Consider the following 15,277-nt stretch of genomic DNA (forward strand, 5'->3'; position numbering starts at 1 on the left):
ATGGTGCGGCTACGCTGGTCGCCGTCGCAGACGATCTGCAGAGAGGTGGGGACATGTTCGGCATCGGGCCACTCGAGCTGGTGGTGATCGCGATCGTCGCCGTGCTCGTCTTCGGCCCGGATCGGCTGCCGGAGTTCGCCCGGACGGCCGGCCGGTTGCTGCGCCAGGTGCGGCAGATGGTCACCAACGCGCAGAACGACCTGCGCAACGAGCTCGGTCCGGAGTTCGCCGACCTGGAGCTGCAGGACCTGAACCCGCGCAACTTCGTCCGCAAGCACCTGCTCGAGGGCAGCGACGAGTACGACGACGACAAGCCCGTCAGCACGCCGGACTTCTCGGACGCTCCGCAGCGCCTTCCGGCCGGCCAGCGCGCGCCGTTCGACCCCGAGTCCACCTGACCTCGACTCACTCCAGGGCGCGGGCGTAGCGGGCTGCCAGCCTGCGAACCTCCGCGGCCAGTTCGGGGGCCTCGGCGACGGAGAAGTCGAGGTCGAGCATGCTCAGATAGCGCAGCAGCATGCCGGGATCGTCGGAGCCGGCGTCGAGGTAGCACGAGGACTCGTCGATCTCGGTCAGCTCTCCCGCGGTCGCGGGCAGCCGGGCGGCGACGACGGACAGCGGAGCGAACACCCGGATCCGGGCCCGGAACTCCCACATCGCCGTCGACACCCCTTGATCGACGTACGACGCGACGCCCTCGGACGGCAGGTCCCGCGGCTCGAAGCGCGGGCCGGTCGGGACCCTCGGCGTCAGCCGGTCCACGCGGAACGTGCGCCAGTCCGCACGGTCCAGGTCGAACGCGACCAGGTACCACCGGCCACGCAGGTGTGCGAGCCGGTACGGCTCCACGGTCCGGACCGACGCCGTACCCGAGTGCGACGAGTAGTCGAACCGCAGCCGCTCATGATCGCGGCAGACCGCGGTCAGTGTGGTCAGCACAGCTGGATCCACCACTGGTCCGGACCCGGGCACCTGGACCGTGTAGCTGTTCAGGGTGTTGACCCGGTGCCGTAGTCGCGACGGCAGGACCTGCTCGAGCTTCGCCAGCGCCCGGACGGAGGTCTCCTCGATGCCCGCGACCGAGCCGCCGGCCGCTGTCCGCAGACCGACCGCGATCGCCACGGCCTCTTCGTCGTCGAGCAGCAACGGTGGCAGCGCGGCGCCTGCTCCGAGCCGGTAGCCGCCTGCGACGCCCGGAGTCGCTTCCACCGGGTAGCCGAGCGACCGCAGCCGTTCGACGTCGTTCCGCACGGTCCGCGTCGTCACGTCGAGCCGCTTCGCCAACTCCGGGCCGGTCCAGTGCTGGTGCGCCTGCAACAAGGAGAGCAGCCGCAGCAGTCGTGCCGAGGTCTCCAGCATTTCTCCAGGATAGTTTCAAACGCGGAACGATCCTTTCCGCATTGGTTCCTAGAGTTGTTGGCATGACGACGAACACAGCAGTGGACAGCCAGATTCGCCCGTTCCGGATCGACGTACCGCAGACCGAGCTCGACGATCTCCGGGCGCGGCTCGCGAACACCCGGTGGCCGCGGGAGCTTCCCGGTCTCGGCTGGAGCCGTGGTGTCCCGACCAGCTACCTGCAGCGGATCGCGGAGTACTGGCAGAACACCTACGACTGGCGCAAGGCGGAGGCTCGGCTGAACGAGCTGCCGCAGTTCGTGACCGAGGTCGACGGTCAGCCGATCCACTTCGTCCACGTCGAGTCGAAAGAGCCGGCCGCCCGGCCGATGCTGATGGTGCACGGCTGGCCGAGCTCGTACACCGAGTTCCTCCGGGTCATCGGCCCGCTGACCGACCCGGTCGCGCACGGCGGCAAGGCCGAGGACGCCGTACACCTGGTGCTGCCGTCGATCCCCGGGTACGGCTTCTCGCCGGTCACCGAACCCGGCTGGGGCAACCTGTTCCGCGTGGCCACGGCGTTCGCCGAGATCATGACGCGGCTCGGGTACGAGCGCTTCCTGGCGCAGGGCACCGACGTCGGCTCCGGTGTCGTCGGGATGCTCGGCATGATCGCGCCCGGTCGTGTGATCGCGACCCACATCAACGGACCGGCGCCGTTCCCGTTCGGCCCCGAGCTGTCGCTGGACGGGCTCGAGGGATCTCAGCGCGAGCGCGCCGAGCGGTTCAACGCGTGGCGTGAGGACGGCGTCGGCTACCTGTCGCTGCAAGCGACCCGCCCGCAGACGCTCGCGTACGGGCTCACCGACTCACCGGTCGCCCAGCTCGCCTGGATCATCGAGAAGTTCAAGGAGTGGACCGACCCCGAGCGCGAGTTGCCCGAGGACGCGGTCGACCTCGACCAGCTGCTGACGAACGTGAGCATCTACTGGTTCAACGAGGTCGGCGCATCGGCGGCGCACGCGGTGTACGAGGGGATGCAGGCCTACCGCGAGTTCGTCACCAAGTCGGACGAGCCGTCGGAGGGCGGCTGGGAAGCCCCGCCGATGCCGCCGACCGGTGTCGCGGTCTTCGCAGCCGACATGTCAGTCCGCCGCGACGTCGATCCGTACGGCGCCTACACGGCATGGAACGAGTACGACGCCGGCGGTCACTTCCCCGCGATGGAGGTCCCCGACGTGCTGGTCGAGGACATCCGGACGTTCTTCCGCACCCACCGCTGACGCGGCGAGGGTCAGCGACCGACGGGGGAGAGGCCGAGTTGGCGGCCCAGGAGACCGCGCGGGCGGCCGCCCAGCTTGGCGGCGATCTTGTCGAGGACCTGGGCTGCCGGGGTGTCGGGGTCGGCAGCCGTGAGCGGGTTGCCCAGGTCGCCGCCACTCCGGAGCCGCTCGTCGAGCGGGATCTCGCCGAGCAGCGGGATCTGGTAGCCCAGGCGGGCCGACAGGGTCTCGGCGACCCGGGTGCCGCCGCCGGTGCCGAAGATCTCGATGCGGTGCTCGGGGCCGCAGTGCGGGCAGGGCAGGAACGACATGTTCTCGATCACGCCCGCGACGCGCTGGTGCACCATCTGCGCCATCGTGCCGGCCCGCTCGGCCACCTCGGCGGCGGCCTCCTGCGGTGTCGTCACCACGATCACCTCGGCGCTGGTCAGCCGCTGGCCGACCGAGATCGCGATGTCCCCGGTGCCGGGCGGTAGGTCGAGGAGCAGGACGTCGAGGTCGCCCCAGTAGACGTCGGCCAGCATCTGCACCAGCGCGCGGTCCAGGATCGGGCCGCGCCAGGCGACCACCTGGTCGCGCTTCGGCTTCAGCATGCCGATCGAGATCACCTTCACGCCGTGCGCGGGCACCGGCATGATCATGTCGTCCACCGCGGTCGGCCGCTGGTCCGCGACGCCGAACATGGCCGGCACCGAGTGACCGTAGATGTCCGCGTCCAGGACGCCGACCGACAGCCCCTGCTGGGCCATCGCGACGGCGAGGTTGACCGTCACCGACGACTTGCCGACGCCGCCCTTGCCGGAGGCGATCGCGAACACCTTGGTCAGCGAGTCCGGCCGGGAGAACGGGATCTCCTTCTCCGCCACGCCGCCGCGCAACTGTGTCTGCAGGGCGGCGCGCTGCTCGGCCGACATCACGCCGAGGTCGACCTCGACCCCGGTGACGCCGTCGAGTTTGCTGACCGCGGCCGTGGTGTCGCGCCGCAGCGTGTCCTTCATCGGACAGCCCGCGACGGTCAGCAGGATCCGTACGGCGACCACGCCGTCGTCCCGGACGACGACCGACTCGACCATGCCGAGGTCCGTGATCGGCTTCTTGATCTCCGGATCCAGCACACCACCGAGCGCCGTGGTCACCTGATCAGCAGTGGGAGCCATACCCCAAGGCTACGTGCTCGGGTGAAGCCCGCCGACCACGGTCCGTGTGACGTACCTCCGGCAAGGCAACCCTAACCTCTACAGGCCGGGCGCACCGTAGACCGGGAACCAGCGGGCCAGGTCGGCCTCGAAGCGCAGGTCGCTGCCGACGATCGACCTGATCTGGAGCTCGGTGGCGTTGTCGCGGCGGTCGGCGCCGACCGGGACGAACGGGTACCACGAGCCGCGTTTGTAGAGGTACACGAGCCCCAGCGACTTGCTGCCGTTGGTGAAGGCGACCAGCGTGCACAGCAGCGCCGACCCGAAGCCCGCGTCGACCAGCGAGGTGTTGACCGCGTGCAGGTCGGTGACGAGGCCCTCCAGGTTGTCCGGAGAGGTCTCCCGGACCAGCCAGGTGAAGCCGTAGGAGTCGGTCTGGCTGGTGAACTTGCCGTTGTCGAGGGCGAGCAGCTTGTCGACCTCCTCGCGCAGCGCCGAGAACCCGCCACCCTCCGCGGCCTTGAAACAGACCGATCCGCTGCCGGTGGCCTTGTATCCGGCCGCGGTGTCCAGGGTGATGGCTGCCGAGGGCAGCGAGAAGAGCTGGTCGAGGTTCGGCGGGACGGCTTTGCTCCGGCCGAGCAGGATGTCGAGAAGGCCCATGAAGCTAATCCTGCGCTACGCCTGCTCGCCCAGCTCGCGCGACAGCACGCCGAGCCGGTCGAGGCGGGTCTCCAGCGGCGGGTGGGTGGAGAACAGCGAGGACAGGCTCGCCCCCCGGCCCGAGATCGCCGGCGCGAAGAAGAACGCGTTGAACGCTTCCGCCTGCCGCAGGTCGCGGGACGGTATCCGGGCGATGTCCCCGCTGATCTTGGTCAGCGCCGAGGCCAGTGCCGACGGCCTGCCGGTGAGCATCGCCCCGGCCCGGTCCGCGGCGAGCTCGCGGTACCGCGACAGCGCCCGGGTGAGCAGGAACGAGATCGCGTAGACGGCGATCGACACCAGGATGACGGTCAGCACGACCACCGTCGCGTTCTGGTCGCGGTTGCGGCTGAGGCCGCCGTACAGGCCGAAGCGGGTGATCAGGCCGGCCAGGACGCCGAGGAACGACGCGATCGTCATCACCGCCACGTCCCGGTGGGCGACGTGGGACAGCTCGTGGGACAGCACGCCCTCGAGCTCGTCGGCGTCGAGCCGGCGCATGATCCCGGTGGTCACGCAGACCACCGCGCTCTTCGGGTTGCGCCCGGTGGCGAACGCGTTCGGCAGGTCGACGTCGGCGATCGCGACCCGTGGCTTCGGCATGTCGGCCAGGGCGCACAGCCGGTCGATCGCGCCGTGCAGCTGCGGCGCCTCCTCGGGCGTGACGATCCGCCCGCGCATCGCGTACAGCGCGATCCGGTCCGAGAACCAGTACTGCACGAACAGCGCCCCGCCCGCGATCACGACGGCCAGGACGGCGCTCTTCGTGAGCGCGATCAGCAGCGCGACGAAACCGACGTACAGCAGGCCGAGCAGGAAGCTGGTGACCAGCATCCGCCGGGACAGCCCACGGTCGGGCGCGAATCGAGTCTTCATTGCACGTCCTCCTCGCCTGTGAGCCAGGCTAGCTCGACCCCAAAGGCCTCAGACCCGGTCGTCCTCGCGGCTCTTCAGGTCCAGGTCGGCCAGCAGCGAGCGCAGCTCGGAGCGCAGGAAGTCGCGGGTGGCGACCTCGCCGACGGCCATCCGCAGCGAGGCCATCTCGCGGGCCAGGAACTCCATGTCCGCGCGGGTCCGGGCGTCGACGTCGCGGTCGCGCTCGTACTGCACCCGATCGCGCGCCTCCTGCCGGTTCTGCGCGAGCAGGATGAGCGGAGCGGCGTACGACGCCTGCAGGCTGAGCGCCAGCGTGAGGAAGATGAACGGGTACTCGTCGAAGCGCAGGTCCGCCGGCGCGAAGATGTTCCAGGCGACCCAGAACAGGATCGTGCCGGTCATGTAGACCAGGAACTGCCCGGTGCCGAGGAAGCGGGCGATCCGCTCGGACAGCCGCCCGAACGCGTCGGCGTCGTACGTCGGCCGGGGCACGAAGGTACGGCGGAAGTCGCGGGGCACGTCCAGCCGTGCGCTACTGCGGAGCAATCGGCGGTCGTCGGTGCTGCGGTCGTCACGGGGCATGGCGGTCCTCCTCCTGCTGTTCCGATTCGCGCCAGTCTTCGGGGAGCAGGTGGTCGAGCACGTCGTCCACGGTCACCGCTCCGAGCAGCCGGCCCTCGTCGTCGAGCACCGGCGCGGCCACCAGGTTGTAGGTGGCGAGGTACTTGCTGACCGCATGCAGGCTGTCGTCCGGCCGCAGTCCGTCGAGGTCGGTGTCCAGTACGGCGGACACCAGCTCGGACGGTGGTTCGCGCAGCAGCCGCTGGATGTGGCCGACACCGATGAACCGCCCGGTCGGGGTCTCCAGCGGTGGACGGCAGACGTAGATCATCGCGGCCAGTGCGGGACTGAGCTCAGCGATACGTACCTGGGCCAGCGCGTCCGCCACAGTCGCGTCGGCGGGCAGGATGACCGGCTCCGACGTCATCAGTCCACCGGCTGTGCGCTCCTCGTACGTCAGCAGCCGCCGTACGTCCTCCGCCTCGTCCGGCTCCATCAGCGTCAGCAGCCGCTCGGCAGTGTCGGTGGGCAGCTCGGCGATCAGGTCCGCCGCGTCGTCGGGCGACATCTCCTCGAGCACGTCCGCCGCCCGCTCGGTGTCCAGGGCAGCGAGGATCTCGACCTGGTCGTCCTCGGGCAGCTCCTCCAGGACGTCGGCCAGCCGCTCGTCGTTCAGCGCGGCGGCGATCTCCTTGCGCCGCTTGGGGGACAGGTCCTGCAGTACGCCGGCCAGGTCGGCAGCCTTCATCGAGTCGAACGCGGCCAGGATGTGGGTTGCGCCCTGCCCCTCCTCGACCTGGGCGAAGCCGCTCACGTCCATCCAGTCGAGCACATGGGACTGACCGCGCCGCCGGAACCGCTTGGCGCCCTCCCGGACCGCCACCTTCGACAGCACCCAGTCCCGGGTCCGCCACTGCTCCATGGCCATGTCGAACACCACTGCAGTCGCACCCGACTCGCGGATTGTGACCGTGCGGTCGAGCATCTCCCCGAGCACCAGCACCTCGGTCGGCCGCTGCTCGAAGCGCCGCATGTTCACCAGGCCGGTGATGACCACGTGGCCGACGTCGATCGACGTCACCCGGGTCATCGGCAGGAAGATGCGCCGCCGGGTGAACACCTCCACGACCAGGCCGAGCACCCGCGGCGGCTGGGTGCCCTGCCGCAGCATCACCACGACGTCGCGGACCTTGCCGACCTGGTCACCGTTCGGTGCGAACACCGGAAGACCAGCCAGCCGAGCCACATACACGCGCGACGACTGCGAGCCACTCATCCGCGTCGCTCCGCTCCAAGCGCGGATGAGTGGCAGGCCACACTGTGCCTTCTGATGAACTCGCTCCGCTCGTCCATGTTCGAAGGCTAACTCGCCGACGCACACTCTCAGCTAAGGCGCGGTCGGCGGCTGATGCGGCGGTGCAGGGTGACCGGCGGCTCGCCCTTGGTTGTTGCGGGTGTCCCGATCGGTGCCTCGGCCCGTGGGCGGTCGTCGTACTGGCCTGCTCGCTCGGTGATCTCACCGGTGGGCTCCAGGACGAGCAAGTCGGCCTCGGTCTTCCAGCGCTCCAGTTGGGTGTCCAACCCGGCTGCGTTGAGCCGCTCGGTCCGCAGTACCTGGGCTGCGGCGGTCCACTCCTCGCTCCCGGGCTCCAGCCGCCGTACCTTGGCTGTCCAGCTCGCCAGCCGGTTGGTGGCGGGCTTGGCCGGTACGACGACCTCCGCAGTGCCCGCCGTGGCCAGTCCGGGCAGCGGCTGCTCGGCGCTGTCCGCGGCATCCGCCAGTACGACGTACTGCCCGTCGACCGTGGCGAACCAGGCCGGCGCCGGGCGGCCGCCGTTCCAGGACAGCCAGACCAGGCCGGCCTTCTTCATGACACCGGCGATCTCGGCAGCAGCGTCCTCGATGGTCACAGGTCCAAGGGTGTCACACCGAGCTCGCGGATCGCGGCCTGCGCGCCCGCCTGGAAGCGGGTCCGTGCGCCGAGCTCCTGCATCAGTGCGGCGATCTTGCGCTGCGCCGTACGGGCGCTGACGCCGAGCTGACGGGCGATGGCCTGGTCGGTCAGCCCTGCGAGCAGCAGCGCGACCAGAGTCTCGTGGTCACTCGACTCCACCGGCAGCGCCCGCTCCCACAGCCGCTCGAACAGCTCGGCATAGGCGTCGAACAGCCCGCACGGCTGCAGAATCACCGCGGAGTCCTCTCTCAGCAACACCAGCGCCAGCCGGTCGTCCGCCAGGTACAGCTGGAGCGGCACCGACGGCAGCACCCGAGCGGCCTCGTTGCCAGACGCATCGACTGCGGCGCTTTCGTAGACGGTCCGGCAGTCGGCGTGGTGCGGCGGCGGAGCGCCGTAGGGCGCCTTCACCAGGCGGCGCAACTCCGTCCGTGCGGCCTGTTGCACCTGGACGACCCGTTGCTGCACCGCACCGATCCCGCTGACCAGCTCCAGCAGCGTGGCAGTGGGTGCACTGGTGTGATTGCGGTAGTCCGCCGCCAACTCGTCGATCCGTGCACGCGCGTCCCGCAACAACCGCTCTTGGTCCAGGAGCAGTACTTCCAGCGCGATGTCCGGGGCGACTGCGACGTAGCGGCCGTCCACGATGCTGACCAATCCCTTGGCGAGCAAGCCTGCTACGGCTGGTGGAGCTGCGCTCGGCGGTTGACCGACGAGGGCGCAGTACGTTGCCTCCTCGGCTGGGCTGAGGCCGAGTGCGGTCAGGTCACCCACGATGCTCCAGCCAGCCACGCAGTACGGCCTGATAGCCGGCCTGGAAGCGAGTGTCGGCGTTCAGGCGATGCCGCATGCCGTCGATGCGCGTGCGGACCGTCCGCTCGCTCCAACCGAGGTGCGCCGCCATCTCGAGGTCCGTGAAGCCCGACATCAGCAACGCCAGCAGGTCCCGCTCCTCTGGTGTCGGGCGGTCTGTCGCAGGCTGGCCGGCGTACGTGGCCAGCGGGACGGCCCTGTCCCAGTACAGCTCGAACAGCGCGGCCAGTCCGGCCACCATGACGGGGTCGTGAACCAGCAGCGCGGTCTGGTGCGCGGTCGCCCGTACGTCGAAGGGGACAAAGGCCATCGGTGCGTCGCTGACGACCAGCTTCAGTGGTACGTCGCCAACCCGAGCCTGCTCGCCGTCGGCGATCCCCTGGATGAGTGCGGCGAGACGACCGGGCCGGTCCACCGAGCCGCGACGGTCATAGACCACCCGGAACGTGACCCCGCGCTTGAGCTGGTCCAGCTCGAGTTGGTTCACCTGGTTGGGATCGTCCCGGTACGGCGGGGCGTCCCAGCCGCAGACCTCCTTACGGGCGCTGAGCAACAACCTGGTCATGCCCTGGACGATCTCCTGCTCGCCGTGCAGCACCTCCATCAGGTCAGCGGGCTCGCGGCGCGCCGTACTGCCGTGGAACCGCACGGTCAGCTCCACCATCTTCCGACGGGCGTCGGCCAGCTCCCGCTCGCGTCGACGGGCCAGCACGTCCAGCGCGGTGTCCGGCGGGAGTACGACGTACCTCGGTGGCTCGGTGTCGATCGGCGTCACCAGGTTGAGCTCGACGAGCCTGCTGAGGGCAGGACTGTCCGGTGCAGTGGCCGGCGGGCCGGACAAGAGCGACTCGTACAGGTCCTGTTCCGCGCGGGTCAGACCGAGTGGCTCGAGCACTGCACGATCATCGCCGGTTTTCGCCATTGGCGTGAACTGCGCGCCAGGACCGCTTCCGGACATGTCGCAGCCCTGCCATGGTCTGCTCAGGTCCCGCTCGACCCTCTAGGAGAAGCCCCATGTCCCGATGGCGGTTGCCGGTCGTCGCGCTCTCAGTCGTCTCGCTCCTGCTCGGCTCTGTCACCGCCGGTGCGACACCACCCGATGTACTGGCGGCGCCAGCCGCACAGCCGGTGCCCGTTGCCGGACCGGTCGGCTCCACCAAGGTCACCCTGATCACCGGCGACCAGGTCACCTACCGGTTCACCGCGGACGGTACGCCGGTCGACGCCGACGTCGCCGCCGCCCGCCGGGTGGGCGGCCGCCCGGTCGTCTTCACCCAGCTCCGCGACCGCGACGCCTACTACGTCTACCCGTCCGACGCGACCGACCTCGTCACCACCGGTCGCCTGGACCGCCGCCTGTTCGACGTCTCCTACCTGACGAAGTACGGCTACACCGACAGCAAGGTCTCGTCGGTCCCGCTGATCCTCCAGTACGGCGCTGCCACCGCGAGGGCAGCCACTGCCGCAGACGCGCTACCCGCCACGAGCAGCACGCGGGCGCTGAACAGCATCCGTGGAGCCGCAGTCCGCGTTGCCAAGGGCCAGACCAGCAGCTTCTGGGCAGCGCTGGACACCCCAAGCGCCAAGACGCTGGACGCCGGTGTGACGAAGGTGTGGCTCGACGGCAAGGTTCAGGCCAGCCTGGACGTCAGCGTCCCGCAGATCGGCGCACCCGAAGCCTGGCAGGCCGGGTACACCGGCAAGGGCGTCAAGGTCGCCGTCCTCGACACTGGCATCGACGCGACGCACCCGGACCTGGTCGGCAAGGTGGAGGCGTCGCAGAGCTTCATCACTGGTCAGGCGGTGGCGGACGGCCACGGCCACGGGACGCATGTCGCGGACACCATCGTCGGCTCCGGCGCTGCCTCGGGCGGCAGGTACAAGGGCGTCGCACCGGACGCCACACTCCTCGTTGGCAAGGTGCTGGACGACACGGGCAATGGCCCGGCGTCGAGCATCATCGCGGGCATGGAGTGGGCGGCCGCACAAGGTGCCGACGTGATCAGCATGAGCCTCGGCGGCTGTTGCACCGACGGCACCGACCCGATGAGCCAAGCCGTCAACGACCTCTCCGCGCAGTACGAGTCCCTCTTCGTAGTGGCGGCAGGCAACGATTCCCGGCCGGCGACCGTCAGCTCTCCAGGCGCCGCCGACTCGGCTCTGACCGTCGCGGCCGTGGACAGCCAGGACAAGCGGGCGTCGTTCTCCAGCCAGGGACCCCGTCTGATCAACTACGGCCTCAAGCCGGACATCGCCGCCCCTGGCGTCTCGATCGTCGCGGCTCGCGCAGCCGGCACGTCCCTCGGTACGCCGGTCGGCAACAAGTACACGACTCTGAGCGGCACCTCGATGGCGACACCCCATGTGTCCGGAGCAGCTGCACTGTTGGCCCAGCGGCACCCCGGCTGGAGCGGACAGCAGCTCAAGAGTGCCCTGATCAGCAGCTCGAAGGAGATCGGCAACAGCGCCTACGAGGTCGGCGCGGGACGGGTCGACGTCGCTCGCGCGGTCAAGCAAGGCGTCTACAGCCTCGGCAACCTGGACTTCGGCATCCTGCCCCTGCCGTACGGCGCACCGGCCATCAAGACGATCACCTACGTCAACACGACGCAGGAGGACGTCACGCTGCACCTGAGCGCCTCGTCTCGGTTGAGCCTCCCAGAGACCGTCACCGTGCCCGCCGAGGGCTCTGCACCGGTCACAGTCGCCTTCAACACCTCCGGACCGCGTACCTGGTACCAGGGGTCGATCACCGCGACCTCTGGCGATCTGCGAGTGCACAACGCGGTGGCGGCGTACCTGAAGCCGAACCGGTACGCGCTGAACGCCAGCATCGTGCTGCCGGCCGGAGCGACGGACGTGCGCTACAACACCTGGAACTTCCTGCGCCTGGACGACCTCGAGGACCTGGACATCGGCGACAACGCGCTGTTCGCGCCCGGTGCGCAGACTGTCGGCGGATCGCTCGACGAGGGCACGTACGCCGTCCAGACCTCGATCACCTGGCGGGACGTGAAGGGCAACCCGCAGGTCACGCTGCTGACCGATCCGCAGGTCGACGTGCGGTCCAACGTGAACGTCGTACTCGATGCTCGCCAGGCAACGCAGGTAGGCACGCGGACTCCGAAGGCCTCGACGGCTGCGGAGTCGCAGACCGGATACCTGCAGACGTCTGCCGGTGGGCTGCGCAGCCTGCGCGTCAGTGCGTCCTCGGTCTACAAGCAGGAGTGGGGTCTGTGGGCCACACCGACCAAGCAGGTCACGGTGGGCACGTTCCTGTGGCGTGACGACCGCCTGCTCACCACACCGCTGGTCGCGATGACAGCAGGTGGGCTTGTCCTCGACGCGAAGTACCTGAGCCTGCATGTGCAGGACGCTCGCTTCAACGGGCTCAAGCGCCTCCCACTGGTGTTCGGCACGCCAGTGAAGGGCGCCGCCGTACTGCTCGATGTCTCGGACCTCTGCGCGGCAACAGCCTGGACGTGTCGATCCGGCGTCCTCAACCGGGTGCTCGACGCGCAGAAGGCCGGCGCAGCTGCTGTGCTCCTGTACGGCGCAGTCGGCCGAGCCATCCCGGTCGACGACGCGCAGGACGACATCGAGACCCCCATCCCCGCGCTGACGCTGCCTGCCTCCCAAGGCCAGGCGCTAAGCGAGCGCATCGAACGCGGCCCCATCACCCTGACAGCCGTCGGTACGGCGACCATCCCGTACGTCTACTCGCTGTCGTACCCAGTCGAAGGCCGCATCCCCACCCAACTCCAGAAGTCCGTCACCGCACGCGACCTCTACCAGTTCGACAGCCGCTACCACGCCGACGCGCCCGGCGAGCTCAGCCTCAGTTGGGGCGCGGCAATGAAGCCCGCCCGCAGCCTCGGCTCGGTCAAGCTGACCATGCGGGCTCCCGGCACCCTCACGGAGTACGTCGGCCCCATGCAGGACGGCGTACTGCGCACCCGCGGAGCGAGCATCATGTACGACGCTCCCGCCGACATGAACGCCTTCCACCGCAACGGGTGGCTGCAGAGCCGGGAAGACGTGCTGACGCGGCCTGGACGCCGTACCGACACCTTTGGCGCCCAGCCGCTGGTGCACGCGGCGATGCGGTCGATCACGCCGGAGATGAACGACTACTACTGGCAGCTGTGCCAGGCATGCCGTAGCGGCAACCTGTTCCTGCCTTGGCACATCAAGGACAGCGACGGGCTCGGTGGGGGATCGCAGACCTACTATTCGACCGACGTGCTCCGTGGACAGCCGCAGGCCAAGCTGCGGCTGTGGGGACCGGACGGCAAGGAGATACCGATCGAGGAGGGCTACTGGCTCTTCTTCATCGCCTTCATCAACATCCCGTACGCCGTACTACCGGACGAGCCTGGTCGATACAAGCTGACCGAGAGCTACCCGGCGCCGTTCAAGCCGCAGCGCTGGGCGCGCACTGTGGAGTCAGAGTGGACGTTCACCTCGGGCAAGCCGGCCAATGGGTTCCCGTACCGGCCTCCACTTGGTGTCGGCGTGCACTGTGGCACCTGGGACGCCTACACAAGGCTGGGTGCGCCGGACAAGGGCAGCTGTGAGCCGAACAAGCAGCTGTACCTGGGCTACGACCTGGACCTGCGGCTGGACAACACGCTGCCCGCCGGGCGGGCTCATGAGATCAAGGTCAGCGGCTATCACCACTCCTACCTCAGCAGCGATCCGGAGCTGACCAGCCTCAAGCTGTCGGTCAGCTACGACGACGGAGCGACCTGGCAGCAGGTCCGGACCCGGAAGTCGGGTCGGAGCGAGTACACCGCCGTACTGCATCACCCGAAGGCCGCCGGTGCGGTCAGTCTGCGCACCGAGGGAGTCGACGCGGACGGGAACACGATCAAGCAGACGATCACGCGTGCCTACGGCCTCACGCCGCGGTGAATCGGGACACACTCGGAGGGGAAGTGAGCGGGGTCACCGGAGCGTACGGGGGTTTCGCCGTACGCTGCCGGTGACCGGCGGGTAACCCGAGGAGAGGACGCGGTGATGGCGGAGCAGGTCCTACGCAGCAGGCGGTCGTGTCTGGCGACTCCGGGGTCGAACCCGCGGTTCCTGGCCAAGGCGAAGGGGCTGGACGCCGACCAGGTGTTCCTCGACCTGGAGGACTCGGTCGCGCCGATCGCCAAGGTGGACGCGCGCAAGAACATCGTCGCCGCGCTGAACGAGGGCGGCTGGGGGACGAAGCTGCGGGTCGTCCGGGTGAACGACTGGACCACCGAGTGGACCTACGCCGACGTGATCGAGGTTGTCGGTGGAGCCGGCGCGAATCTCGACTGCATCATGCTGCCGAAGGTGCAGACCGCCGAGCAGGTGGTCGCGCTGGATCTGCTGCTGACCCAGCTGGAGAAGGTGCACGGCCTGGAGCCGGGGCGGATCGGGATCGAGGCGCAGATCGAGAACGCGCTCGGCCTTACCAACGTGAACGCGATCGCGCAGGCGTCGCCGCGGGTGGAGACGATCATCTTCGGTCCGGCCGACTTCATGGCGTCGATCAACATGAAGTCGCTGGTGGTCGGCGAGCAGCCGCCCGGGTACGACGTCGGCGACGCCTACCACTACATCCTGATGCAGATCCTGATGGCGGCGCGGGCGCACGGGAAGCAGGCGATCGACGGGCCGTACCTGCAGATCAAGGACGTGGACGGGTTCCGCCGGGTGGCCGGCCGGTCGGCCGCGCTCGGGTTCGACGGCAAATGGGTGCTGCACCCGGATCAGATCGCGGCCGCGAACGAGGTGTACTCGCCGCGCCAGGACGACTACGACCACGCCGAGAACATCCTCGACGCCTACGACCACTACACGTCCGCGGCCGGCGGCGCCCGCGGCGCGGTGATGCTCGGCGACGAGATGATCGACGAGGCGTCCCGCAAGATGGCGCTCGTCATCTCCGCCAAGGGCCGCGCCGCCGGCATGACCCGCACCGACATCTGGCAGCCGGCCGACTAACCGGGCGCCACCTGCGCCATCAGAGCCAGCAGCTGACCATCGGGGTCGGGGAAGAACGCCATCCATTCCTCGACCCCGTTGTCGTGCTTGTGGATCAGGTGCGGCGCGTTCTCGAACTCCACGCCCCGCTCCCGCAGCTCGTCGTACGCCGCCCGGATGTCGTCCACCTGGAAGTACAGGCACGATGCCCCACCGGGCTCGTCGGAGGCGCTCAGAAACAATCGCGTCCCGCCACAGTCGAAGAACGCCAGATCCCCGAACGTGTACAGATGCGGCAACCCGAGCACCTTGCCGTAGAACTCCACCGCCTGCTGGATGTCACTGACCGACCGCGCAATCTGCCCGATCGCCCCAAGCCGAACCGCCATCGCCGGTCCTCCCTGTCGCCGCAGAGCACTGTCCGCGGGCACACCGCGCCAGGTCCGAAGCTCGGCCCGGCGCTCCAGGCCGAGCTTCAGCAACGCGTTCGCGACATGGAACTTCACCGCGTCGACGCTGACTCCGCGCCGCCGGGCGATCTCCCGGTTCGGCATCCCGTGCCGCACCATGTCGACCACTTGCCACTCGGCAGGAGTCAGTACGTCGGGATGCCTCGGCCGGCCGCGTGTGCCCACGACCTCAAGCTAGCGCCGCA

At 69.2% G+C, this 15,277-nt stretch carries 14 protein-coding genes; 4 read left to right on the plus strand and 10 right to left on the minus strand.

All coding sequences use genetic code 11. The features are described 5' to 3' along the window. Positions 1-53 precede the first annotated feature (53 nt). Positions 54-398: a sec-independent translocase gene (locus ACIBL3_RS24085; protein ID WP_396355775.1), complete on the plus strand. Its 345-nt coding sequence runs from the start codon at positions 54-56 to the stop codon at positions 396-398. A 7-nt stretch (positions 399-405) separates the two neighbouring features. Here the strand turns inward: ACIBL3_RS24085 and ACIBL3_RS24090 are convergent, their stop codons facing one another. Beyond that, a complete protein-coding gene (locus ACIBL3_RS24090; protein WP_396355776.1) occupies positions 406-1,359 on the minus strand; it encodes a helix-turn-helix transcriptional regulator in 954 nt (317 codons plus the stop codon). 62 nt (positions 1,360-1,421) lie between these two features. Between ACIBL3_RS24090 and ACIBL3_RS24095 the strand changes: the two genes are divergently transcribed. Next, a complete protein-coding gene (locus ACIBL3_RS24095; RefSeq protein ID WP_396355777.1) occupies positions 1,422-2,621 on the plus strand; it encodes an epoxide hydrolase family protein in 1,200 nt (399 codons plus the stop codon). 11 nt (positions 2,622-2,632) lie between these two features. Here ACIBL3_RS24095 and ACIBL3_RS24100 read toward each other — a convergent pair whose 3' ends face one another. The 8 genes from ACIBL3_RS24100 to ACIBL3_RS24135 all read right to left on the minus strand — a co-directional run bounded on the left by ACIBL3_RS24100 (position 2,633) and on the right by ACIBL3_RS24135 (position 9,559). Beyond that, positions 2,633-3,778: an Mrp/NBP35 family ATP-binding protein gene (locus ACIBL3_RS24100; RefSeq protein WP_396355778.1), complete on the minus strand. Its 1,146-nt coding sequence runs from the start codon at positions 3,776-3,778 to the stop codon at positions 2,633-2,635. A 78-nt stretch (positions 3,779-3,856) separates the two neighbouring features. Beyond that, complete coding sequence (locus tag ACIBL3_RS24105; protein ID WP_396355779.1) at positions 3,857-4,420, minus strand: hypothetical protein; 564 nt, start codon at positions 4,418-4,420, stop codon at positions 3,857-3,859. Positions 4,421-4,435: 15 nt separating this feature from the next. Continuing rightward, positions 4,436-5,335, minus strand: coding sequence for a zinc metalloprotease HtpX (gene htpX / locus ACIBL3_RS24110; RefSeq protein ID WP_396355780.1), 900 nt, complete (start codon positions 5,333-5,335; stop codon positions 4,436-4,438). Positions 5,336-5,383: 48 nt separating this feature from the next. Beyond that, the gene (locus ACIBL3_RS24115; protein ID WP_396355781.1) at positions 5,384-5,917 is read right to left on the minus strand and encodes a DUF1003 domain-containing protein; all 534 of its coding nucleotides are present in this window, start codon (positions 5,915-5,917) and stop codon (positions 5,384-5,386) included. Beyond that, complete coding sequence (locus ACIBL3_RS24120) at positions 5,907-7,172, minus strand: magnesium transporter MgtE N-terminal domain-containing protein (protein ID WP_396355782.1); 1,266 nt, start codon at positions 7,170-7,172, stop codon at positions 5,907-5,909. Before ACIBL3_RS24120 ends, ACIBL3_RS24115 begins: the two co-directional genes overlap by 11 nt. A gap of 107 nt (positions 7,173-7,279) precedes the next feature. Beyond that, on the minus strand, positions 7,280-7,807 hold the full coding sequence (locus ACIBL3_RS24125; RefSeq protein ID WP_396355783.1) for a hypothetical protein: 528 nt from the start codon (positions 7,805-7,807) through the stop codon (positions 7,280-7,282). Then, positions 7,804-8,625, minus strand: coding sequence for a hypothetical protein (locus ACIBL3_RS24130; protein ID WP_396355784.1), 822 nt, complete (start codon positions 8,623-8,625; stop codon positions 7,804-7,806). Before ACIBL3_RS24130 ends, ACIBL3_RS24125 begins: the two co-directional genes overlap by 4 nt. Next, positions 8,618-9,559 carry a hypothetical protein gene (locus tag ACIBL3_RS24135; protein WP_396355785.1) on the minus strand — a complete coding sequence of 314 codons (942 nt, stop codon included), beginning with the start codon at positions 9,557-9,559 and terminating at the stop codon, positions 8,618-8,620. The genes ACIBL3_RS24130 and ACIBL3_RS24135 overlap by 8 nt, the downstream gene beginning before the upstream one ends. Before the next feature lie 119 nt (positions 9,560-9,678). Here ACIBL3_RS24135 and ACIBL3_RS24140 point away from each other — a divergent pair, with 119 nt between their 5' ends. Continuing rightward, on the plus strand, positions 9,679-13,578 hold the full coding sequence (locus ACIBL3_RS24140) for a S8 family peptidase (protein WP_396355786.1): 3,900 nt from the start codon (positions 9,679-9,681) through the stop codon (positions 13,576-13,578). Between the two features lie 105 nt (positions 13,579-13,683). After that, entirely contained in the window at positions 13,684-14,643 is a 960-nt protein-coding gene (locus ACIBL3_RS24145; RefSeq protein ID WP_360523231.1) for a CoA ester lyase, read from the plus strand. Here the strand turns inward: ACIBL3_RS24145 and ACIBL3_RS24150 are convergent. Next, on the minus strand, positions 14,640-15,257 hold the full coding sequence (locus ACIBL3_RS24150) for a VOC family protein (RefSeq protein WP_396355787.1): 618 nt from the start codon (positions 15,255-15,257) through the stop codon (positions 14,640-14,642). The two genes, ACIBL3_RS24145 and ACIBL3_RS24150, sit on opposite strands and share 4 nt — an antisense overlap. Between the last annotated feature and the right edge of the window lie 20 nt (positions 15,258-15,277).

It is taken from the genome of Kribbella sp. NPDC050124 (assembly GCF_044460355.1).
Taxonomy (GTDB): domain Bacteria; phylum Actinomycetota; class Actinomycetes; order Propionibacteriales; family Kribbellaceae; genus Kribbella.

What these genes read in the sequence shown, in the direction of transcription:
- ACIBL3_RS24120 (WP_396355782.1), bottom strand. Translation starts at nt 7,172, where the DNA reads ATGAGTGGCTCGCAGTCGTCGCGCGTGTATGTGGCTCGGCTGGCTGGT.
- htpX (WP_396355780.1), bottom strand. Translation starts at nt 5,335, where the DNA reads ATGAAGACTCGATTCGCGCCCGACCGTGGGCTGTCCCGGCGGATGCTG.
- ACIBL3_RS24085 (WP_396355775.1), top strand. Translation starts at nt 54, where the DNA reads ATGTTCGGCATCGGGCCACTCGAGCTGGTGGTGATCGCGATCGTCGCC.
- ACIBL3_RS24115 (WP_396355781.1), bottom strand. Translation starts at nt 5,917, where the DNA reads ATGCCCCGTGACGACCGCAGCACCGACGACCGCCGATTGCTCCGCAGT.
- ACIBL3_RS24100 (WP_396355778.1), bottom strand. Translation starts at nt 3,778, where the DNA reads ATGGCTCCCACTGCTGATCAGGTGACCACGGCGCTCGGTGGTGTGCTG.
- ACIBL3_RS24090 (WP_396355776.1), bottom strand. Translation starts at nt 1,359, where the DNA reads ATGCTGGAGACCTCGGCACGACTGCTGCGGCTGCTCTCCTTGTTGCAG.
- ACIBL3_RS24095 (WP_396355777.1), top strand. Translation starts at nt 1,422, where the DNA reads ATGACGACGAACACAGCAGTGGACAGCCAGATTCGCCCGTTCCGGATC.
- ACIBL3_RS24145 (WP_360523231.1), top strand. Translation starts at nt 13,684, where the DNA reads ATGGCGGAGCAGGTCCTACGCAGCAGGCGGTCGTGTCTGGCGACTCCG.
- ACIBL3_RS24105 (WP_396355779.1), bottom strand. Translation starts at nt 4,420, where the DNA reads ATGGGCCTTCTCGACATCCTGCTCGGCCGGAGCAAAGCCGTCCCGCCG.
- ACIBL3_RS24140 (WP_396355786.1), top strand. Translation starts at nt 9,679, where the DNA reads ATGTCCCGATGGCGGTTGCCGGTCGTCGCGCTCTCAGTCGTCTCGCTC.